This is a genomic window from Pseudomonas syringae pv. tagetis (assembly GCF_022557255.1).
GTDB classification, from domain to species: domain Bacteria; phylum Pseudomonadota; class Gammaproteobacteria; order Pseudomonadales; family Pseudomonadaceae; genus Aquipseudomonas; species Aquipseudomonas caricapapayae.
The window spans coordinates 461,768-485,532 of sequence record NZ_CP092923.1 but is presented as its reverse complement, the minus strand read 5'-3'; the positions used below and the strand labels follow the sequence as shown (position 1 = coordinate 485,532).

12 protein-coding genes are annotated in these 23,765 nt (G+C 60.7%); 4 read left to right on the top strand and 8 right to left on the bottom strand.

Annotated features, from left to right (window positions below; genetic code table 11):
• Positions 1-2: 2 nt before the first annotated feature.
• The gene (locus MME58_RS02155; RefSeq protein WP_055005430.1) at positions 3-2,624 is read right to left on the bottom strand and encodes a dermonecrotic toxin domain-containing protein; all 2,622 of its coding nucleotides are present in this window, start codon (positions 2,622-2,624) and stop codon (positions 3-5) included.
• Between the two features lie 549 nt (positions 2,625-3,173).
• Between MME58_RS02155 and MME58_RS02150 the strand changes: the two genes are divergently transcribed.
• A complete protein-coding gene (locus tag MME58_RS02150) occupies positions 3,174-4,916 on the top strand; it encodes a potassium/proton antiporter (RefSeq protein WP_054986089.1) in 1,743 nt (580 codons plus the stop codon).
• A gap of 38 nt (positions 4,917-4,954) precedes the next feature.
• Positions 4,955-8,344, top strand: coding sequence for a mechanosensitive channel MscK (gene mscK / locus MME58_RS02145; protein WP_055005429.1), 3,390 nt, complete (start codon positions 4,955-4,957; stop codon positions 8,342-8,344).
• Positions 8,345-8,413: 69 nt separating this feature from the next.
• Here mscK and MME58_RS02140 read toward each other — a convergent pair whose 3' ends face one another.
• Genes MME58_RS02140 through MME58_RS02120 form a run of 5 tightly spaced genes read right to left on the bottom strand, consistent with a single transcriptional unit; the run spans position 8,414 to position 14,568 of the window.
• Entirely contained in the window at positions 8,414-10,147 is a 1,734-nt protein-coding gene (locus MME58_RS02140) for an acetyl/propionyl/methylcrotonyl-CoA carboxylase subunit alpha (RefSeq protein WP_055005428.1), read from the bottom strand.
• The gene (locus MME58_RS02135) at positions 10,144-11,748 is read right to left on the bottom strand and encodes a 5-oxoprolinase subunit B/C family protein (RefSeq protein WP_055005427.1); all 1,605 of its coding nucleotides are present in this window, start codon (positions 11,746-11,748) and stop codon (positions 10,144-10,146) included. The genes MME58_RS02140 and MME58_RS02135 overlap by 4 nt, the downstream gene beginning before the upstream one ends.
• Before the next feature lie 9 nt (positions 11,749-11,757).
• Complete coding sequence (locus MME58_RS02130; protein WP_055005426.1) at positions 11,758-12,552, bottom strand: putative hydro-lyase; 795 nt, start codon at positions 12,550-12,552, stop codon at positions 11,758-11,760.
• A 2-nt stretch (positions 12,553-12,554) separates the two neighbouring features.
• Positions 12,555-13,319, bottom strand: coding sequence for a LamB/YcsF family protein (locus MME58_RS02125; protein ID WP_055005472.1), 765 nt, complete (start codon positions 13,317-13,319; stop codon positions 12,555-12,557).
• Between the two features lie 16 nt (positions 13,320-13,335).
• The gene (locus tag MME58_RS02120; RefSeq protein ID WP_054986144.1) at positions 13,336-14,568 is read right to left on the bottom strand and encodes an NRAMP family divalent metal transporter; all 1,233 of its coding nucleotides are present in this window, start codon (positions 14,566-14,568) and stop codon (positions 13,336-13,338) included.
• Between the two features lie 254 nt (positions 14,569-14,822).
• Between MME58_RS02120 and MME58_RS02115 the strand changes: the two genes are divergently transcribed.
• Both MME58_RS02115 and selO read left to right on the top strand, forming a co-directional pair.
• Entirely contained in the window at positions 14,823-15,488 is a 666-nt protein-coding gene (locus MME58_RS02115) for a GntR family transcriptional regulator (protein ID WP_082427215.1), read from the top strand.
• Between the two features lie 138 nt (positions 15,489-15,626).
• Positions 15,627-17,090 carry a protein adenylyltransferase SelO gene (gene selO / locus MME58_RS02110; RefSeq protein ID WP_054986083.1) on the top strand — a complete coding sequence of 488 codons (1,464 nt, stop codon included), beginning with the start codon at positions 15,627-15,629 and terminating at the stop codon, positions 17,088-17,090.
• A 217-nt stretch (positions 17,091-17,307) separates the two neighbouring features.
• Here selO and MME58_RS02105 read toward each other — a convergent pair whose 3' ends face one another.
• Positions 17,308-17,778 (bottom strand): chemotaxis protein CheW, encoded by a 471-nt coding sequence (locus MME58_RS02105; RefSeq protein WP_044344666.1) that lies wholly within the window; start codon positions 17,776-17,778, stop codon positions 17,308-17,310.
• Entirely contained in the window at positions 17,771-23,737 is a 5,967-nt protein-coding gene (locus MME58_RS02100; protein ID WP_055005424.1) for an Hpt domain-containing protein, read from the bottom strand. Before MME58_RS02100 ends, MME58_RS02105 begins: the two co-directional genes overlap by 8 nt.
• Positions 23,738-23,765 lie beyond the last annotated feature (28 nt).

Below are 23,765 nucleotides of genomic sequence, written 5' to 3'. Positions count from 1 at the left end.
GCTCAGTGAGGGCTGAACAGATCAGCCGATGCCTCCTGAGGAAAAAACCGGTCGATCAATACCTTGGCATCAGCGCCCAGTTTAAGGGCGTACTGTTCCCGACTGAAGGGTTCACCCGAGCGCATGTCGTAAAGCGGCTGCCCCTGGGTGGGACGATCCACTTCCTGCATCTGGATTTTCATGATGCGATAAAACTCGCCACGCACTTCTTCGATGCTGTCGATCTGGAAGTAGCATCCCGGCAGAAAAATCGATTCAGCCTCATTGGGAGAGGCTGAAAAAGGCGCAATCGGCGTGGCCCGAAGGTATCGCCCCTTGGGCAAAACGAAGACCACCGAGCTGTCATCAAACGTCACCGGGGCAGAGATTGCGGTGGTGGGCTCGCCAGCCCGACTGCTGGCGAAGGCACCGACTACATAAGGGTTTTCACTGAACGAAGTGACATCGGTATTGACCAATACATCGCCGACCTTGATCTGCCCGCTGCGGAACACGGCGCCCGAGGTACCCCGACTCCCACTGCCGCCACGATACAAATCGACATCATTGTTGTACCCCACCACGTGGATATCTTCGGCCAGCCGTTCGATGATTCTTATCTGATTGGCATCCTTGAACTGACCTGTGCGCAGGAACTGATTGAATTCCGAATCTTTATAGGTATAAAGCGTGATATTAGCGCCGTAATAGTCGTCCTCGCCCAACTTGAATACCCGGTGTTTACCCTGCCAGGGGTCCCTGTACACTTCATTGCCTTCGGAAGACGAATCAGACTCCAGACCATCCTCTGAAGTGGGCTCCCAAATCGCCATGACCTCTTTTTGCCGAGCCACAGCCGCCTCCGCGTAACGTTGCTCAGCGAACACGTCCGTTTGCAGGTACCTGTCCCAAAACGTCGAGCGCACCGTCTCGTAAGCCTTGCCTGCCAAGACAGATGCGCTGGTTGAAGGCACCTGCTGTTCCATAGGCGCGCCGCCCTGCAAGCCGAATGGTTTCATTAACGTCCACTCTCCGTCAGCACCCAGGCGGACAGGCTTGGTGGCGATGAATGCAAAAGGGTTCTCAGGGTTGACGATAAACCAGCATTGCTGCTGCTCATTGAACATCACGCGATACGGCAGTTGCGCAAGCCTGATCCAGGTTTCGCCATTATCCAGCGTGTAAATGCCACGAAGCCTGCCCTCTTCAGCTGAGGGCGTGAGGTTATCCAGCAGCAGGTTGCCTTCCAGGTTGTCCAGTCGGTCGACAGCCACGCTGCCGCCCTCCACCGCTTCGCCGGCGATTGGCCCGATGTCCGTTGCCGTCGCAGGCACTGACTGGGGAATGGCACGTATGGAAAGCAGCAGAGGAAGATTGAAAAGCAGATAAACGGCGTTAATGATTGCGCCCAGCACGCCAGCCTTGCGTTGCGCGGGGGTCTTGCCACTGACCGCCTGATCGATGTTCAACCCGGTGTTGGCAAGGCTGGCCCCAACCAGTGCCAAAGCGATCGGCCAACCCAGCGGGGCAAGTCCGCCAAAAGCCTGCATGAAGGCGCTGAGATAACCGATCCACACTTGCTTGCGCAGCTCGGCATTGGACGTCAGCAGTTGATGTGCATCGGCAGTCATGACCTGACAGGCAATGTCACGCAGGTAAACAAAGGGGTCGCCTGCAATAGCCGCGTGCGCCCTGTTTATGAGCTGAACGTCAGCACGCCAATCGTGCGCGAGCAAATCGCTTACCCCACGAGCAAACCTGGCGCTGTCTTGTGCCCGGGACGCTTCACCGCGCAGGAAATGCCCCTCTATAACCCTGGCTGCCTTCTTGTCCATGAACTGACCCTTGAGCCAGTTATACAAGGCGCGCTCGCCATCGAAGGCCAGAAAAGGCTGCTCGGCACCTGGCCAGTAGATCACCTGCCGCCCCTCGGCCGTGACGATACGCAGCAGGTCATGGGCTTTGATGCCATCGATATCCAGAGTATGGACCGAAACGCCGGAAGGTAACGCAAGCGTGGCCTGCAATGCCTTCAACGTAGGCGTCTGTAGTGGATCCGCGATAACGATGCCGGAGACCTGTTTGAAGTCGTCAGTCGACAACTGCCCCTTGCGCAGGCAATTGCCGGCTGCGACCAGATATTGCGCCTTGGCCAGAAGGCAAAAGTTTTCACTGTGCCTGCTCCAGAAGCGCTCCATCCGGCGGGTGTACTGAGCGCTGAAATCAAGCGTCCACATGTCTTTGAGCACATCCTCAGACAGCATGGGTACCTCATTGCGCTCGTCAAAGACTCCGTGGTCCGGGCCATCAGTATAAAAACCACTGTACAGGGAGAGCTCGTCGACGGTTTGCTGGTCATGGGCGCTGAATTGCCGCATCAGCAGCTCGATCAATGTCATCGACTGCACCGGTTTTCCGGAGTGTCGCCAGCCGGTAAAGGTTCGCGGGCTGCTGCTCGCGCCACTGAAACGATGCCAATACACATGCTCCGGGGAGAGCGCTCTGCGAGTGTGTTGAAGAATGATCTTGCTGGCTGCAGCACAGGCCAGGTTGTGCAGGTCGGGATAATCGAGAACAAACTGCCGCGCGCGTTCGCGCAGCAGTTGCTGATCGGTTTTGCGTGTTTCCGGGGGAGTGGATGTCATGACGTCTTCCTGCAAATTGAGAAGTCATGCACGTAATCATTCATCGGAGCGTTCGTGGCACTAACTATCTATACCGTCACTGATCTGCCGATGCATAAGGCTGATTCAGCAAACGGCCCACCCTGAATAGCGGCGAACCACTGCAAACACTGAACGCGTTACCCACGTTGACAGGGGGTCGGTCGGGAGTAATCGCTGACCGAAAAGTCCTGACGCACCCGCGCCCAGAACCTGGTATCAGGATCCTGATTATTGCCAGACAGGATTCCGGTGTCCTGATTCACAGCAAACTCATCGTCCTTGATGAAAACCTTCCTGTGGTCGGGACCTCGACAGCAGGGCTCAGGAGGGTCTGGTCTGCGGTACATACGTATGTGTCAGCCGGCGGATTGCAACGAGTGATGCGCGCTGAAGCGCGGGTCTGTGGCGACTGGTTGAAATTGCTCTTTGACAGCCAAGCAATTCAACAGGTTAAATCGCTTGGCACGCGGACTGCATGATCAGTTCTCGCCCTCTCGCTTCAATTCAGTTTTCTACGGAGTACCGCCCTTGGACGCCACCACCATCAACAGCCTGTTCCTGGTCGGCGCGTTGCTGGTAGCCGCAAGCATCCTGGTCAGTTCTCTTTCATCACGTCTGGGCATCCCGATCCTGGTCATCATTCTGGCCGTGGGCATGGTCGCAGGTGTCGACGGCGGCGGGATCATCTTCGATAACTACGCCACCGCCTATCTGGTCGGCAACCTTGCACTGGCTGTTATCCTGCTCGACGGCGGGCTGCGCACACGGGTGGCCAGTTTCCGGGTAGCACTGTGGCCTGCCTTGTCGCTGGCAACGGTAGGTGTACTGATCACCACTGTACTGACCGGCATGGTGGCTGCCTGGCTATTCAGTCTGAGCGTCATCCAAGGGCTGTTGATTGGCGCGATCGTTGGCTCGACAGACGCTGCGGCGGTGTTCTCCCTGCTGGGCGGCAAAGGCCTGAACGAGCGAGTCACCGCCAGCCTTGAGATCGAATCGGGCAGCAACGACCCTATGGCGGTGTTCCTGACCGTTACCCTGATCGGCATGCTGGCCAGTGGTCAGACCGGGCTGCACTGGGGGCTGTTGGGGCATTTGATCCAGGAATTCGGCATCGGCAGTTTCATCGGCCTGGGTGGCGGCTGGATCCTGCTGCAACTGGTCAACCGCATCAATCTGGCGGCGGGCCTGTACCCCATTCTGGTGATTGCCGGTGGTCTGGCGATCTTTGCCCTGACCAACGCCATTCACGGCAGCGGCTTTCTCGCGGTCTACCTGTGCGGCCTGGTGCTTGGCAACCGCCCTATCCGCAGCCGCCACGGCATTTTGCACATGCTCGACGGCATGGCCTGGCTGGCGCAGATCGGCATGTTTCTGGTACTAGGTCTGCTGGTCACGCCTCACGACCTGCTGCCGATTGCAATACCCGCACTGGGCCTGGCGCTGTGGATGATTCTGGTCGCACGCCCGCTGTCGGTGATGGTCGGACTGCTGCCGTTCAAGGCTTTCCATGGCCGCGAAAAAGCGTTTATCGCCTGGGTCGGGCTGCGCGGCGCGGTGCCGATCATCCTGGCGGTCTTTCCGTTGATGGCAGGGTTGCCGAACGCTCAGCTGTATTTCAACCTGGCGTTCTTTATCGTATTGGTCTCGCTGTTGCTGCAAGGTACCAGCCTGCCGTGGATGGCCAAATTGTTGAAAGTGACGGTTCCACCCGATCCTGCGCCTATCTCGCGGGCAGCGCTGGAGGTCCATGTCACCAGTGAGTGGGAGTTGTTCGTTTACCGCCTGGGCGCTGAAAAGTGGTGCATCGGTGCGGCGTTGCGCGAACTCAAGATGCCGGAAGGCACTCGTATCGCGGCGCTGTTCCGAGGCCAGCAGTTACTCCATCCATCCGGCAGCACGACGCTGGAAGTGGGTGACCTGCTGTGTGTGATCGGCCACGAACATGACCTTCCCGCGCTGGGCAAACTGTTCAGCCAGGCACCGCAACGCGGTCTGGACCTGCGCTTCTTCGGCGACTTTGTACTGGAAGGTGATGCACGACTGGGTGAAGTCGCGGCGCTTTATGGTCTTAAACTCGACGGTATCGATCCCGGGATGCCGCTCAGCCAGTTCATCGTGCAGAAGAACCGCGGTGAACCGGTGGTAGGCGACCAGATTGAATGGAATGGAACTATTTGGACAGTTGCAGTCATGGACGGGAACAAGATCCAGAAAGTGGGCGTCAAATTCCCCGAAGGAACCCGCCCGGGCCCCGGACTGTTCCTTTAAACTGCCAATCCACACGTATCATCATGCGACCGGTGTCTATGTTTTCCCTGCGTTCCATTTGTGCTGCCGCACTGTTTGCGCTTTGCCTGTCCACCTTCCCGGCGCTCGCCGCCGATCCGCCCAGCAGCGATGCCGTACAGCAAAGCCTCGACAAGATTGCCGACCGCAAGCTGCCTGACGCCGAGCAAAAAGCGCTGCAACAGGTGCTCGAGCAGACACTGGCCTTTCTGAACAGCAAGGAGGACAGCGAACAGAAACTGGCAGCACTCAAACAGCAGCTCGCCCAGGCCCCCAAACAGACATCGGAAAACCAGCGTGAGCTGGCCCGCCTGAAAGAAAGCAAAATAGTGCCCGTCGCCCAGCGCTATGGCGGCCTCGACGTGCCGCAACTGGAGCAGCTTCTAAGCCAGCGCAGCACCCAGCAAAGTGACTTGCAGAGCGAACTCAACGATGCCAACAGCCTGGCCATAACGGCGCAAACCCGGCCGGAGCGGGCGCAGACTGAAATCAGCGCCAATCAGACGCGCATTCAGCAGATCAACGCCATCCTCAAGAATGGCAAGGACAACGGCAAGACCCTGAGCGCCGACCAGCGCAATCTGCTCAATGCGGAACTGGCCTCGATCAATGCCCTCAATCTGCTGCGCCGTCAGGAACTGGCCGGCAACAGCCAGTTGCAGGACCTGGGCAACAGTCAGCACGACTTGCTGACTGAAAAAGTCGCACGTCAGGAACAGGAAATTCAGGACCTGCAAACCCTGATCAACGACAAGCGTCGTGCCCAGTCGCAGAAGACGGTCGCCGATCTGTCCCTGGAGGCACAGAAGTCCGGCGGCAGCAGCCTGCTGGCGACTGAAAGCGCCGCCAACCTCAAGCTGTCCGATTACCTGCTGCGCGGCACCGATCGCCTCAACGAACTGACCCAGCAGAACCTCAAGACCAAACAGCAACTCGACAACCTGACCCAGACCGATCAAGCCCTCAGCGAGCAGATCAACGTACTGAGCGGCAGCCTGCTGCTGTCCAAGATTCTCTACAAGCAAAAGCAAGCGTTGCCGCATCTGGAGCTGGACAAGGGTCTGGCCGACGAAATTGCCAACATCCGCCTGTATCAGTTCGACATCAACCAGCAACGCGAACAGATGAGCACACCCACGGCTTATGTCGAACGGCTGCTCGCCACTCAACCGCCGGAAAACGTTACCCCGCAATTGCGCAGGACGCTGCTGGACCTGGCCATCACCCGCAGCGATCTGCTGGAGCGCCTGAACCGCGAACTGAGCGCGTTGCTGAACGAGTCCATCACGCTGCAACTGAATCAGAAACAGCTGACCAGCACCGCTCAGGGCTTGCGCTCGACGCTGGACGAGCAGATGTTCTGGATCCCCAGCAACAAACCGCTGGATGTGGAATGGTTTCAGAATATCTGGCCGCGCCTGCAAAAGCAGATCGCTACCCTGCCGTGGACATCCAGCCTCACCGAGCTGTCAGACGGTCTGACCCAGCGGCCGCTGCTGTTCCTGCCGTTATTGCTGCTGATCGGCGTACTGACCTGGAGACGCAAGGCGCTGTACCAGAAACTCAATCGCCTGCACGCCGACATCGGCCACTTCAAACGTGACAGCCAGTGGAAAACCCCGCTGGCGCTGCTGATCAATGTGCTGCTGGCCATGCCCGTGGCGCTAGGACTGGCGCTGTGCGGTTATGCCCTGCAAATCGATGCCCGCGGGCAAAACGCCAACCTGGGCGAGGCATTGCTGCAGATTGCCCTTGCGTGGCTCGTGTTCTACACCGCTTACCGCGTCCTCGCCCCGTCCGGGGTTGCACAACTGCATTTCCGCTGGGAAACGGCGCAGGTCGAGTTCCTGCGTGGCTGGGTCCGTCGCCTTGGTCTGGTGGTGCTGGCGCTGGTGGCCGTGGTGGCGGTAGCCGAACACCAACCAGCCGCACTGGCCGACGATGTGCTGGGCATCGGCGTAGTCCTGACCTGCTACGCCCTGATGACCTGGCTGCTCGGCCGATTGTTGATCTCCAGCCCCACTCACCATAACGCCTCGCTGTTCCGCAAGACCGTCGGCGTGGTGTTCACGGCATTGCCCGTCGCTCTCTTCCTGGCAGTGTGCTTTGGCTACTACTACACGGCGCTCAAGCTCAGCGACCGCCTCATCGACACGCTGTACCTCATGATGATCTGGCTGATGGTCGAGGCGACTTTCGTCCGCGGTCTGAGTGTCGCTGCAAGGCGACTGGCCTACCAGCGCGCGCTGGCCAAGCGTCAGGCAGCCAGAGAAAACGGCGACAGTGATATTCCGGTCGAAGAGCCCAAGCTGGACATCGAACAGGTCAACCAGCAATCACTGCGTCTGATTCGTCTGGCCCTGCTGGCGGGTTTCGTCGGCGCGCTGTATCTGGTGTGGGCCGAGCTGATCACGGTATTCGCGTATCTGGACAACATCATCCTCTACGAATACACCAGTGGCACCGGTGCCAACATGAGCATGGTGCCGATCAGCCTGAGCGACTTCCTCGGAGCCGGGGTAATCATCGTCATCACCTTCGTGCTCGCTGGCAACCTGCCCGGCCTGCTGGAAGTGCTGGTGCTGTCACGCATGAACCTCGCGCAAGGCAGTGCCTATGCGACCACTACGCTGCTGTCGTACACCATCGCCGGGATCGGTTTCGTGACCACGCTGTCGACGCTGGGCGTGAGCTGGGACAAGCTGCAGTGGCTGGTCGCGGCGCTGTCGGTGGGCCTGGGCTTCGGCATGCAGGAGATCTTCGCCAACTTCATCTCCGGGATCATGATCCTCTTCGAACGCCCGGTGCGTATCGGCGACACCATCACCATCGGTGCCCTGTCGGGGACGGTCAGCAAGATCCGCATCCGTGCCACGACCATCACCGACTTCGACCGCAAGGACATCATCGTCCCGAACAAGACCTTCATCACCGGCCAGCTCATCAACTGGTCGCTGACCGACACCGTCACCCGCGTAACCCTCAAGCTGGGCGTGGATTACGGCTCGGACCTGGATCTGGTCCGCTCCCTGCTGCTACAAGCCGCCCGGGAAAACCCTCGGGTGCTCAAGGAGCCAGAACCGATTGTCTACTTCCTGAACTTCGGCGAAAGCACCCTCGACCACGAACTGCGCATGCACGTACGCGATTTGGGCGACCGCAACCCGGTGCTCGACGAAATCAACCGTTTCATCAATCGCGAGTTCAAGAAGCAGCACATCAACATCTCGTTCCGCCAGATGGAGATCTACCTCAAGAACACCCAGGGCCTGGAATACAAACTGGTGCCCGCCGAACCAGGCGAAAAGAGCGGTGCGCCGACCGGGCAAACGACGCTGCAACCGGTGAACACCACAGTGACCCCGGCGACCAAGGATGCACCGGAACCGCCTGAGCTGCGGCTGGATTGAGACGAATGCTTGCAACGGTAGCGTGCATCAACCGGGCTCCAGCCCGGTTGATGCACATTAGCGGATAAATCAGGCCTCAACCCGCCCAATCACCACCTTCGCCTCCAGATACTCCCCAGGCGCTTTGCTGGTCAGCACCGTCCCGGCACACGGTGCCAGAATCGATGTTTCCATCTTCATCGCCTCCATGATCGCAATCACCTGACCCTTCTCTACCGTCGCACCGTCTTCAACCGCCCATGCATGCAGGTTGCCCGCTACCGGCGTCAGCACTGCGTGCGGGTCCGGGGCCTCGGCCGCTGGCTGGCTGGCGTCAGCCGGTGCGGCAGTGTTCAGGCTCATGCCCCGCAGCAGCGCAGCAGGCAGGCCCAGTTCGTGGCGCTTGCCGTCGATTTCGACGAAGGTGCGCAGTACGCCCGTGTCGACCGGCACCGTGTTGCGCGGGGCGATTGTGACCTGTTCGGCGAAGTCGGTTTCGATCCAGCGGGTGTGAACGGCGAAGGTATCGGCTGCGGTGAAGTCGTCGTGGTCCATGACTGCCCGATGGAACGGCAGCACGGTGGCGATACCTTCCACCTTGAACTCGGCCAGCGCACGACGGGCGCGGCTGATGGCCTGCTCGCGGGTTGCGCCGGTGACGATCAGCTTGGCAATCATCGAGTCGAAGTTCGGTGATACGCGTGAGCCTTCTGTCACGCCGGTGTCCAGACGCACGCCCGGACCGGACGGCGGCTGGAATACATCGATCGCGCCCGGCGTTGGCAGAAAGCCATTGCCTGCATCTTCGGCGTTGATGCGAAATTCAAAACTGTGGCCGCGCGGCACAGGTGTGCCTTCAAACGACAGTGGCAAACCGTCGGCCACACGAAGTTGTTCGATAACCAGATCCACACCACTGGTTTCTTCAGTGACCGGGTGTTCCACCTGCAAGCGCGTGTTGACCTCCAGAAACGACAGGGTGCCATCTCCGCTGAGCAGGAATTCCACCGTACCGGCACCGACATAGCCCGCTTCGGCGCAGACCGCACGGGCCGACTCGTGAATGCGCTGGCGCAGTTCGTCATTCAGATAAGGCGCTGGCGCCTCCTCGATCAGCTTCTGGTTGCGACGTTGCAGCGAGCAATCGCGGGTGCCGACCACGACCACCCGGCCATGCCGGTCAGCGATGATCTGCGCCTCGATGTGCCTTGGGCGATCCAGAAAGCGTTCGACGAAACACTCGCCACGGCCGAATGCGGTCACCGCCTCACGCACGGCAGACTCGTACAGTTCGCGGACTTCATCGAGCTTCCAGGCAACCTTCAAGCCACGACCGCCGCCACCAAATGCGGCTTTGATGGCAATCGGCAAGCCATGTTGTTCGGCAAACGCGACCACTTCAGAAGCATCGCTCACCGGGTTTTCAGTACCGGCCACCAACGGCGCGCCGACTTTCAGGGCGATACGCCGGGCCTGAACCTTGTCACCCAGTGCATCGATGGTTGCGGGGTCCGGGCCGATCCAGGTCAGGCCTGCGTCGATCACGGCGCGAGCGAAATCGGCGCGTTCGGAGAGAAATCCGTAGCCTGGGTGAACCGCGTCGGCACCGGCACGAGCGGCTACTGCCAGCAGTTTCTCGATATTCAGATAGGTGTCGGTCGGGCGCTCGCCCTGCAGACCATAGGCCTCGTCGGCCTGATGCACATGCAGCGCATCGATATCGGCATCGGCATACACCGCCACCGAGGCAACTCCGTAGTCACGGCAGGCACGGGCAATACGAACGGCAATTTCGCCACGGTTGGCAATCAGAACCTTTTTCATCTGTTATTGGTCTCGTCTGAAGTGGCGGGGCGCACTGGCTCGAAGGCGCTCAGCGGGTTGAAACGAATGCGGGCGTTGACCGGGATCTGCCCGGCCTTGTCCAGGTGGTAAGTGGCAACTGCCCCAATAACCGGGTAGCCGCCGGTCAGCGGGTGATCGGCCAGAAAAAGCACCGGCTGGCCACTGGGTGGCACCTGAATGGCGCCGACCGTGGTGCCTTCGCTGGGCAGTTCGCCACTGACGGCGCGCTCCAGCGACTGCTCTCCGGCCAGGCGGATACCGATCCGGTTGGATTGCGGCGTGACCAGCCAGGTCTGTTGCGCGAGCAACGCCTGCGCCTCGGCGGTGAACCAGTCACTGCGCGGGCCCATGACCACATCCAGCGTGATGACCTGATCGGCACGCGGCATATCGAATGCCGGTTGTTCGGCCACTGACACGGCAACGCCGCCTGCCCTGCGTTTAAAGCCCAGTCGATCGCCGGCCGCCAGCGCGGCAGGTCCAACCTGGGCCAGCGTGTCGGTAGAAAGACTACCCAGCACTGGCTCATGGACAAAACCGCCACGAACCGCCAGGTAACTGCGCAGACCTGCGGTGGGCGAACCGATGTTTACCTGATCGCCGCTGTGCAATACAAATGGTACGTAGAGCGACGGCTGTAGCCGCTGACCATCGACAGTCATGACCTCTACCGATACCTGCGCGCCAGTTATCGCGACGACGGTCTGCCCCTGGCAGGTGAACGTCAGACCGCCCATGAGAATTTCCAGGCAAGCGGTGCCCGGATCATTGCCGACTGCGCGATTGGCCGCCCGCAGTGCGCCACGATCCAGTGCGCCCGATGCGGAAACACCCTGCCCCGCACGACCGGGGCGACCCAGATCCTGAAACAGCGTCTGCAGACCCGGAGCCACGATCTGCAGATAGTCTTCAGTGATCGTCGAAACCTGCTGACGAGCGGGCGTAGCCACCGACACGCTTGTCACTGGCAGCGGTCCGGCGTCTTGAAAACGCACACGGTAGCCAGGCTGGAGCAAGGCTGGCTCGTCCCGGCCCAGATCCCACATTGTCGAGTGAGTCACACCGATGATCTGCCAGCCGCCAGGGCTGGCCTGTGGATAAATACCGCTGAAACCACCGGCCAGCGCCACTGCGCCAGCGGGAATGCGCGTACGTGGCGTACTGCGCCGCGGCACCATGAACCCGGCACCGCCGCTCAGATAGGCGAAACCGGGCGCGAAGCCACAAAACGCGACGTTGTAGTCGCTGCCGGTGTGGCGCTTGATCACTTCTTCGACGCTGATGTCCAGTTCCCGGGCGACATCGCCCAGGTCTTCGCCGTTGTAATGCACGGGTATTTCAATCAGCTTGCCGGGCTCGCGAGCGGTGCCGCGAATGTCACGCGAAGCAATCTGCGCCGCCAGTGCTTCGAAGCTGACGGCTGCGGGGCGAAAATGCACCAGTAACGTTCGCGCTGCCGGAACGATTTCCTCCACGCCAGCGACAGGTTGCTGCTGCAGCGATTCGAACAGGGCCAGGGTCTCGTCCAGATTCGACAGTTCAACCAAGAGCGCATCCAGGTTGGCCGGGTAGAAACGCATGAGCCTCTCCTATACGTGGTAGTAGCTGTCCGGGATATCGGTGATGAACATGTGGCCCGGTGCGTGGGAAATCGCAAACGGTACGCGAGACGCCATGACCACCGCCTGGGGCGTCACGCCGCAGGCCCAGAACACCGGAATCTCGCCGGGCCTGATCGTCACGGCATCGCCAAAGTCAGGGCTCGCCAGGTCTTTGATGCCGAGCAGTCCAGGCTCACCGACATGTACCGGCGCGCCGTGCACACCGGGATAACGCCCGGTGATGCGCGCCGCTTCGGCGACCCTGTCTGCCGGGATCGGTCGCATCGACACCACCATGTTGCCCTGCAGACGCCCGGCCGGGCGACAGACCCGATTGCTGCGGTACATCGGCACATTGCAGCCTTCGCTGATATGCCGCACATCGATACCGGCGTTCATCAGGTCGGTCTCGAAAGTAAAACTGCAACCGATCAGAAAGCTGACCAGATCAGTGTGCTGCGCCCATATGTGGCTAACGTCACTCAGCTCTTCGGCCAGTTGGCCATCGCGCCAGACGCGATACAGCGGCAGATCGGTGCGCAGATCTGCCTGCTCGGCCAGAAGTGTGGTGTGGCTGCCGGGCTCTGTCACATCAAGCACAGGGCAGGCTTGCGGGTTGCGTTGCGCGAACAACAGAAAGTCATACGCCCACTCACGCGGCAGCGTGATCATGTTGCATTGGGTCAGACCGGGAGCTTCGCCAGCGGTCGGTGAGACGAATCCATCGCGGTAGCGGGCACGGGCAGCGCTGGCAGCCTCGCGGGCGTGTTGCAGTGAGTTCATGATCAGCCTCGAGTGAATGCGCGGACGGTGATGCCTGCGTCGTGCAAACGATCTTTCAGGATGCGGGCGATGTTCACCGCGCCCGGACTGTCGCCATGGACGCAGATCGAATCGGCCTGCAGGCTGATTTCGCGGCCATCTTCAGCCTCGATAGTGCCTTCGCGAACCAGGCGCAGCATGCGCTCGGCGATCAGCTCGGCATCGTGCAGAACGGCACCGGGACGCGAGCGGGACACCAGCGTGCCTTCAGGGGTGTAGGCACGGTCAGCGAATGCCTCGGCTACGCAGGACAGCCCCGCTTCACGCGCCCAGTCGAGCAATGGCGAATTGGCCAGACACACCAGTTTCAGCGCAGGGTCAATGCGTAATAGCGCCTGAATGACCGCCGCCGCCTGACGCTGATCGCCAGCGATGGTGTTGTACAGCGCACCGTGCGGTTTGACGTAGCTCACGGACGTCCCGGCGCTGCGGGCCAGGCCCTGAAGCGCGCCGATCTGATAGATGACATCGGCGGTCAGTTGGTCGCTCGGGATGTCCATGTTGCGGCGGCCAAACCCTACCAGGTCCGGGTAGGCCACATGCGCGCCGATGGCAACGCCCCGGGCCGCAGCGGCCTCAAGGGTACGCAGAATGCCGGCCGGGTCACCGGCATGAAAACCGCAGGCCACGTTGGCGCTGCTGACCACATCGAGAATCGCCTCGTCGTCGCCCATGCTCCAGGCGCCGAAGCTTTCACCGAGGTCACTGTTAAGGTCTATCGCAGGCATTTCTTGTTCTCCGAAATCAGGCTGCATTGATAAAGGCAAAGATGGCTCCTGCCGATTTGAACGCCATGTACCACGACAACAGGCAAGTCAGAACACCCAGTACCAACAGCCAGCGAGGGTAGTGATAGCCGTCCATCAGGTCGGAACGACGCCAGCCGACATACATGAAAATGCTCAGGCCCAGAGGCAGGATCAAGCCGTTGAAGCCACCGGCAAACACCAGCAGCGCGGCCGGTGGCTTGCCCCACATCACGTATACGACCACAGTGATGAGAATAAAGCCGACCGTCGCCAGATTGCGCGCTCGCTCGGTGATGCGCTTGGAAAACACCGTGATGAAGGACATGGAAGTATAGGAGGCACCGATAACGCTGCTGATACCGGCAGCCCAGAGCACCAGACCGAACATCATCAGACCGAAGTTGCCGGCAGCAGCACCAAAGGCCTGGGCTGCGGGGTTTGCGCCCTGGCCGGACACGTCAATGACGACCCCGCTGGCAACCACACCCAGGATCGCCAGAAACAGCACGTAGCGGGCGATGCCGGTGACCAGAATCCCGGTGAGTGCAGCCTTGGATACCACATCAATGTTTTCCACCCCGACCGTACCGCGGTCCAGCAAACGGTGGGCACCTGCGTAAGTGATATAGCCGCCGACGGTCCCGCCGACAATGGTGGTGATGGCCGCGAAGTCGACCATGTCCGGCAATACTGTCTGGCGCAGCGCTTCGCCCAACGGCGGATGCGATGCAAAGGCAGCGAAGAGGATCAGGCAGACTTTCAACGTGCCCAGTACCATCATGATGCGGTCCATCGCGATGCCCGCACGGTGCGACGAGAAGATCGCGATGGCGATCAGCGCGCTCAAGGCACCGCCCCATTTGGGATCAAGACCGGTCAGCGCATTCAAGCCCAGGCCCGCACCGGCGATGTTGCCCAGACTGAACACCAGACCGCCGAAGATGACCAGCACCGCGAGCAGATAACCGCTGCCGGGAATTGCCGCGTTGGCCAGGTCAGATGCACGCATTCTGGTCAGCGTAACGATACGCCAGACATTCAGCTGGACCACGAAGTCGATCAGGATCGACGCCAGGATGCCGAAGGCAAACGCCGCTCCCAGAGTCGCGGTGAACGTGGCTGTCTGGGTCAGAAAGCCAGGACCGATGGCAGAGGTCGCCATCATGAAGATCGCGGCGATCAAAGAGGCGCGGCGCGCCTTGGTGAACTCATTGGCAGTCTGTGTCACGGCGGCATTCCTGAGGTGAGGGGGTAACCTGCCAGAGCAATGAGCATGCCAACGATCAATCAAGTGCGCCAAGCTGTAGATACATAAGGATAATATTGTTGAACAATCTATTATCAATGATTCAACCATATGCACCATGTTGTTACGCAGTGACTAATATGTGCTACCTCATGAAGCATCGGACGGCCTTGGTCCTTGCCAGCCAATGAGCTGTCGTGGAATATCGACTCGGCTTTTATCTCTCTGGACCCTTTATGAATGACGCTGCTTCTGCCCTCCCTCGCACCCTTGGAGAATCCATCACCACAGAGCTTCGCAGAATGCTGGTTGAGGGCGAGCTGGTCCCCGGTCAACGCCTCTCCGAAGCCGCGTTGGCCGAAAGCCTGCAGATTTCCCGTAACACCTTGAGAGAAGCCTTCAGAATCCTGACCCGCGAGGGGTTGCTCACTCATGAGCCCAATCGCGGAGTGACCGTGGCCAAGCCCGACATAGCCTCTATCATCGATATTTACCGTATTCGGCGCTTCATCGAGTGCAGGGCGATTGCCCAGGCGTACCCACAGCATCCGGGCGTGCTGCACATGCGCGATGCGGTCGAAGCAGGCGTGCGCGCCCGCGAAGCCAATGACTGGATTGCCGTGGGCACTGCCAACATGATGTTTCACAAGGCCATCGTCGAACTGTCCGACAGCCCGCGACTGGTGGCCTTTTATGCGCAGATATCGGCCGAGTTGCGGCTGGCCTTCGGCCTGCTCAACAATCCCGAGCTGATGCACTCGCCTTATCTGGACATGAACGCCGCCGTGCTCGGCCGCCTCGACGCTGGCAAGACCGATGAAGCGACCCGTATGCTCGAAGATTATCTGGTGCAATCGGAGCGCACGATTCTGGCCGCCTACGAGCGAAGCCGGAACCGATAGTCCAGGCGGCGGGCTGATCACCAGAACTACCACCCAAGGGCCCGGTCTACGGGTTCTGACCGTTGAAACACGCCCGACGAGCCAGGCAGGCCGCCGCTTCGTTGAAAGCCTGAAATTCCCCTCTGGAGGCGACACGCTTTGAAAGCACTCGACGAACTCATTTTCGACAACCGCTTTGCCCGTCTGGGCGATGCGTTCTCCACATCCGTGCTGCCCGAGCCCATCGACGCGCCGCAGCTTGTGGTCGCCAGCCAGTCGGCTCTGGCGCTATTGGACCTGGCCCCTGAACAGGCCGATCTGCCGTTGTTCGCAGAAATATTCAGCGGCCACAAGCTATGGTCCGAAGCAGAGCCACGGGCGATGGTTTATTCCGGGCATCAATTTGGCTCCTACAATCCGCGCCTGGGCGACGGCCGCGGGCTGTTGCTGGGCGAAGTCTATAACGATGCAGGCGAACACTGGGACTTGCACCTCAAGGGCGCAGGCCGCACACCCTATTCGCGGATGGGCGATGGACGCGCCGTGCTGCGTTCGTCCATCCGGGAATTTCTGGCATCTGAAGCCCTGCACGCTCTGGGTATTCCCAGCAGCCGTGCAGGTTGTGTGGTCAGCTCCAGCACGCCGGTATGGCGTGAAACCCAAGAGCATGCTGCCATGGTGCTGCGCCTGGCACAGAGCCATGTACGCTTTGGCAGTCTTGAATACTTTTTCTATACCAAACAGCCGGAGCAGCTGAAGACACTGGCCGAACATGTGCTGGCGATGCATTACCCGCATTGCCAAGAGCAGCCCGAGCCGTATCTGGCGATGTTCCGCGAAATAGTCGAGCGCAACGCCGAACTGATTGCCAAGTGGCAGGCCTACGGTTTCTGCCACGGCGTGATGAACACCGACAACATGTCGATTCTGGGCATCACCTTCGACTTCGGACCGTTTGCGTTTCTGGATGATTTCGACGAGCACTTCATCTGCAACCACTCCGATCACGAGGGCCGCTACTCCTTCAGCAATCAGGTGCCTATCGCACAGTGGAACCTGAGCGCACTGGCGCAGGCGCTGACGCCGTTCATCAGCGTGGAAGCGTTACGCGAGACTATCGGCTTGTTCCTGCCGCTTTATCAAGCGCACTACCTGGACCTGATGCGTCGTCGCCTGGGCCTGACCATTGCCCAAGAGCAGGACGAACAACGGGTCAGCCAATTGTTGAAGCTGATGCAGAACAGTGGCGTGGACTACACCCTGTTTTTCCGCCGCCTGGGTGATCAGCCAGCCGCAGAAGCGCTGCGCACATTGCGCGACGACTTTGTCGACATCAAGGGCTTCGATGGCTGGGCAGAAGCGTATCTGGCACGTATTGCCAGCGAGGACAACGGCACCGAGCAGGAGCGTCAAACACGCATGCACGCGGTCAATCCGCTGTATATCCTGCGCAACTACCTGGCCCAGAACGCTATCGCCGCAGCGGAAAAAGGTGACTATGCAGAAGTCCGCCGCCTGCACCAGGTGCTCTGCACGCCCTTCACCGAGCAAACCGACATGCAAGGCTACGCCCAGCGCCCACCGGACTGGGGCAAGCACCTGGAAATCAGCTGTTCGTCGTGAGGCTTTTGCTTTCCTATCCTGCCCATGCTCCGCGTGGGCGATAACCTGACTATCGTGGGACGCTCCGCGTCCGATCTTGACGGTGTGGTGCGGCACAGATTTGTGACGCGGAGCGTCACGCACGGCATTCCCACGCTGGAGCGTGAGGAACGATAACCTGACTATCGTGCGACGCTCCGCGTCGCATGCCGTTTTGGACGCTCTGCGTCCGCTTCACCTATGACAGCCCCGCATCCACCAGCCACTGCTCCAGCCCTTCCAGGTCGGGAATGCGTGCCACGGTTTCGCCGATCTGGACCGCGGCCAGTTCCAGTTCCGCCAGCGGTACATCGACGTAACTCAGCTGGCTGTCGACCTTGCACGAGCGTGGAATGCCTTGGGTCAGCAGGGCGATGAACCTGACGTCGTTGCGCCCGCCCAGCGCATTGAGCACGACAATCCGGGCCCGCCCCCCCACACGGGTGCGGCCTCCGCAAGCGGCTTCGAAGCTGAGCAGCGGCAAGGTCAGCTCGCGCCAGCTGATAGGCCCCAGATACCACTCGGGAGCGTCCGGCTCTGCGCTGCAGTCCTGGTAGTCGATCAACTCGGCAACGGCGACATTGGGCAGCAGCAGGTGGCGGTCGCTCAACGGCAGCAGCAGCCCGGTCAGACTGGTCAGGCGACTGGTTTGGAACGTACCTTCAGACATGAACCTGACTCCAGTAAGCGAAGCTCTCCAGCAACACGGTCTCCTGATAAGGCTTGCTCAGGTACTCGTTGACGCCCACTGCCATGGCCCGGTCGCGGTGTTTCTGGCCCGAGCGGGAGGTGATCATGATGATGGGCAGTGCCTTGAGCTGTTGGTCCTGACGGATCTGGCTGGCCACTTCAAAGCCATCCATGCGCGGCATTTCGATGTCGAGCAACATGATGTCAGGCGTGTGTTCCTGCAACAGGGTCATGGCGTCAATACCGTCCTTGGCCGTCAGCACATGCATGCCATGGCGCTCAAGCAACCGGCTGGTGACCTTGCGTACTGTCACCGAATCGTCCACCACCATCACCAGCAACGGTCTGGCGTGCTCGACTTCGTGGTAGACAGGTGCCATAAGCCCCCTGAAAGGCAAGCCCTGCAGGGTGCGAATCTGCGCCATCAAGTCAAGAATCAGGACCACACGACCGTCACCGAGAATGGTTGCGCCAGAGATGCCCTGCACCCTGGAGAACTGCGTGCCAAGACTCTTGACCACAATCTCGCGCGAACCGGCCAGCGCATCGACCTGCACCGCCACCCATTGATCCTGAAGGTGCACCAGCAACACCGGCAGCGGCTGCAATTGCCCGGCCAGTCTGGGCGGACTGCTGCCCAGCAATTCGCCCAGGTAGCGCAACTCGTAACTGCGCCCGCCGTATTGATAGCGCGGCGGGCTGGCCTGGTAATAGCCGTCCAGCTCATTGGCCATGACCCGCACGATGCCATCGACGGTATTGAGCGGTACCGCGTACTGCTCTTCACCACAGGTCACCATCAACGCCCGGTTGACCGAGACTGAAATCGGCAGACGAATACGAAAGCGCGTGCCCTTGCCCGGCACCGAGTCGATGACCATAGAGCCGCCCAGCTGTTTGACCTCGGCATGCACCACATCCATACCGACGCCGCGTCCGGAAATCTGGGTGATGATCTCGCTGGTGGAAAAACCCGCCTGCAGAATGAACGGCAACACTTCATGGTCGGACAGATCGGCATCCGGATGAATCATGCCGCGCTTGATGGCCTTGCGGCGAACTGCTGCCAGATCGACCCCCGAGCCGTCATCGCTCAGTTCGATGACCATATCGCCGCCTTCGTACATCAGTTCCAGACTGATATGGCCCTCTGCCGACTTGCCGGCAGCGATGCGTTTTTCAGTGCTTTCAAGGCCATGATCAACCGCGTTGCGCAGCATGTGCTCCAACGGCGCAACCATCCGTTCCAGCACATTGCGGTCCATTTCACCGTCGGCATTGCCAACCTCGAAATGGACCTTCTTGTGCAACTCCGAAGCGACCTGGCGTACCACGCGGCGCAGGCGCGGCACCAGCCGCTCGAACGGCACCATGCGCGTACGCATCAGGCCTTCCTGAAGCTGGGTGTTGACCCTGGCCTGCTGCGACAGCAGTGTTTCAGCGTCGCGTGCCCGAGCACCGAGGGTTTCCTTGAGGTCCATCAGATCGGAGGCAGACTCGAAAAGCGCCCGCGACAACTGTTGTAATTGAGAATGGCGGTCCATTTCCAGCGGGTCGAACTCTTCATACCCCAGCCGCTCGGCCTGGACCTGTTCCCGGCTGAGAATACGGCCCTGGGTTTCCATGTCCAGACGACGCAATTGATCGCGCATCCGCTCGATAGTGGTTTCCATCTCTACAAGTGCAACCTGAGAATCCAGAATCTGCTGTTCGATCCGGCCACGGAAAATAGATGTTTCACCGGCCAGATTGACCAACTCCTCCAGTTGCTCGGCAGGCACCTTGACCATTTCCGGCCCACTGCGCTCGACCTCGCCATCGGCCGCAGGGGCAACCGCCACGACGGGCTCCAGACCGGCTTCCTGGGCTTGTGCAACCACCGGTTTTTCACCCACCGGCTGGTCGCTGGCCAGCCTGCGGATGCTGTCAATCAACAACGTGGCATCAGGCAGCGGCTTTTCGTTACGCACCGCGTCGAGCATGTCGGCCAGTACATCGTGTCCGCTTTGCAACAGGCCGATCATCAATGGCGCAGGTTGCAGACTGCCGGTCGAAAGCCCCTCGTAAAGCGTTTCCAGCTCGTGTGCCAGGTCACCTATCGGGGCGACTTCAACCATGCGTGCGCCCCCCTTGAGGGTGTGCAGGTCGCGCAACAGGTTTTCGACTTCCAGCAGATTGTGCGGATCGGCTTGCCACCGGGCCAGCGCAGCGCCGGAGCTTTCAAGGATATCGAATCCCTCCTCGAGGAAGGTTTCTCGCAGCTCGCTGTCGTGTTCAGGAACAGCTTCGCTGGCGGCAGGCGGCACCTGCATATCGGGTCCGGTGCTCTCAATCGTGCGACAGCGGCGCAGCGCCTCGATCAACGCCGACGGGTCGCCGAGCGCTTCCTGCCGATACAGTTGCTCCAGCAGAATCGCCAGGTGGTCGTGACTCTCATGCAGCAGTTCGGCCAGCGTCGGCGAATGGTTGAAGCGCCGGTCGATCAGGCCTTCATAGAGGTTTTCAAGCTCGTGGGCAAGGTCGCCGACCTCGGCGACTTCAGCCATTCGTGCACCGCCCTTCAGGGTATGCAGGTCGCGCTGCAGCGAGGCCAGCGGTGCCGGGTTTTCCGGATCGGCCAGCCAGCGTTGCAGCGCCTGACCGGCGCTGTCGAGAATATCGACGGCTTCTTCGAGAAATATCTCGACGATCTCATCGTCCGGACCGGCAGTCTCGGCGGGCTCGGCCTCACTGGCCAATTGTTCGGTGGCCGCGTTGAGTTCGGTAACGCTCAACGTCCGATGACCATCGCTCTTGACCAGCCCGGTCGCCGACGGATCCAGCGCCTGATCCAGCAATTGATTCAAGGCACGCACGCATTCGGGACGCGGTTCGACATCCTGCCCCGCCGCTACCTGATCAAGCATGTTGATCAAGGCTTCGTGGGCGTTCTCTGCCGCATCGAAAAAACGTTCGCTGACCGCCAGGCTGCTTTCCTCGACCGCACCATAGAGGTCGAGCAAGGCTTCGCACAGCTCATCGACCTGCGGCAGATCGGCCAGATGCGCACCATGACCAAGCGTGGTCAGTTCATCGAGCAGCGCGCTCAGCTCCTGGCGTTCGCCCGGGTGCTGACGCCAGCGTCGCAACAGGTTTTCAGCGTCCAGCACGATGTCCATGCCTTCGGCCAGAAAACTGGCCAGCAGCGTGGGGTTACGCTTTATCCGCAGACCACTGTCCGACTCGCGCAGCACCACGGTGAGCCGGTCATTGAGCAGCGCCAGGGCCGCTTCGATCAGCTCTGCCGCACCCGGAATGGCCGCCAGCGGGATCGTGTCCAGTTGCTCGAGCCCTCTGTGCAGCAGCGGCTCTGCACTGCGCAGCAGACCGAGTTCAGGCGCACCGATAGCAATCAGGTTGGCCTTGTATTCACGCACCATCTGGTCAAGCGGGCTGGCCAGCTCGGCAATCGGCAGCACGCCGGCCATATGCGCGCTGCCCTTGAGCGTGTGCAGCGCACGCAGCACTGCGTCGCTTATCGAAGGCGATGCCGATTGTTCGGCGCTGTCGAGGAAGCGGGCAAGGGTATTCAGATGCCCAAGGGCTTCCTGACGGAAAATATCCAGCAACTGCGGATCAAGCGTTTCGCCTGCCACCGGATCATCGGACGCAGGCAGCACCGGCGGTTCAAGCCCATTGGCCAGCGCGTGGGCACGCGCCGCGAGCAGGTCGACATCGTTACGCTGGCGCTGCGCATCATCGGCAAAATCGCAAATCACCGACGGCAACAGTGCCAGCACGTCGCTCATCAGTTGCTGAACTTCAAGCCCCGGCAGCACATCGCCTTCCAGCACCCGGTTGAGCAGGTTCTCCACCGACCAGGCCAGTTCGCCGAGGATCAGCGCACGCACCATCCGGCCGCTGCCCTTGAGGGTATGAAATGCCCGGCGTACTTCAGTGAGTGCGGTGCTGTCCCAGTGGCCGCCGCTGCCGAGCGAGGCAAACCAGCGCGGCAGGTACTCGCGCAGCGCGTCGAGCACCTCGTCAGCTTCCTCCAGGAAAACATCGCGCAGCTCTTCATCTACCGCCTCTTCTCCGGCCGAAGGCGGCAGCAGGCTGGTAGGCGCGTTGCGCGCGGGCGGATTGACTGCAGAAACCGGGCTGGCCAAAACCTGAGCAATGGTTTGCGTAGGGCTGACCAGCGCCTTGCGATCGTCCAGCTCCAGCAATTCGTCCTGAGTGATGATTTCTTCGAGCAACGGCACCTCAAGGGTGTCCGCAGCAGGCGTGTAGCCCAGACGCGCCAGGCTTTGCTGGGCCATGTCGAGGACTTGATCACCCGGCGCTTCATGGTCCTCGAGCATGCGCTCAAGGTAATACTCGATGCCGGTAATGGTGTCGGCCAGGCAATCGAGCTGAACCCAGGCAGGACGGGTTTCGTCCACCAGCAAGTGTTCCTGAATGTATTCGTTGCACGCGGCCAGCAGGCTGGCGGCACGGGCCAGCGGGATCATGGCCAGGGCACCGCGAACCTGTACGATCAGCGCGCAAAGCGGGTCGAGCCGCTGCCGGTCCCACTCGCCATCGATGTAATCGAGAATAACGTCCTTGGCCTGCTGCAATACCGCACGGGCTTCGCGAATCACCAGTTGATGAATCTGTGTCAGATCAGTGGTTGGCAGGCGGCTTTCTTCGCGACTGACCTGCTCGTTGCTCCCGGCCATACCCGCCAGGGTGGATTCGACGTAGAGCAAGGCACCCGCGACGTCCATCAGCGCACCGTCACTGGGCTCGCGCTGGCCTTGGGCAAGACCGAGGACGACAGACAGCTGATCGATGATTACCTTGCGCGGCTGGCCGAAGCCTAGCACTGCCAGGGTATCGGCAATCTGCCGCAACGGCGGCAGTAACGCATTGAGCTCGCTGACATGCTGGCGGTCTCCGCGTACGAACACGTCGAGCCGTTCCTTGACCCTGACCAGCCCTTCGCACAAGGCCACGATCACCGAGCGCATCGCATCGCGATCCGGGCCAGCCATTCGCGCACGCTCTTCATTGACCACGTCACTGCCGGGCAAGGCATCGGCCAAGGCGTACTGGTCCTTGAGATCGAGCATCTTCGGCGCCAGGCTGTCGGACTTGGCGATGTAGAACAGCAGGCTTTTCAGCAGCTCTTCAGGGGCGGGCTGGTTGATGCCGGTCACGCCCTGCTCGGCCAGGCGCTTGAGTTCCTTGTCGGCATCCTTCAGCAGGCTGCGCAGGGCCGGGCTGTTGGTGAAGTTGCCGTTGAGCATGGTTTCGACCAGTGCCGACGCGATTCGCCAGAGCGGACCGAGCGGCGCGTCTTCGCATAACTGTTCCAGCCGGGCAAAGACCTTGGCCATGTAACCGAGCTGGGTCTGAACGCCCTGCTCGCGCATCAGCCCCGCCAACGCCGCCTGCAGGGTCTGACGCAGTTTGCGCAGCAGGTTTGGCAATTCCGGGGTATTACGCCGCGCCAGCTCCTGGTCGTCGAGCGCCGGGACGACGACCAGTTGCGGGGCGAACAGGCTGGTTTCCGAGAGCAGACTTTCGCCGCGCGCACTGCGCAAATCATTGAGCAATGGCAAGACCACCAGCGGCAGGTCCCGGCGCGCCGAGTGAATACGTTCCAGATAAACCGGCAACTGACTCATGGCCTGGATCAACAGTTGCTCGGACTCGACGGGATGACTGACGCGGTTCTGCTGGACCGCCAGCGCCAGTTGCTCGATTTCCTCGGCCAGCAACGCAGCACCATAAAACTCGATCATCTGCAGGCTGCCGTGAACCTGGTGCACCAGGTTCAGGCACTCGGCCATCGCCGCACTGTTGGCCGAATCCTCGATGAAAGCATCCAGCTCGTTGCGTGCCTGACGCAGCGTTTCGGCGATTTCGCCCTTCAGCCATTCAAGGGCCACGTAATCGTGACGATCAGCCATGACGAGTACCGCCTGTTACCCAATCAAG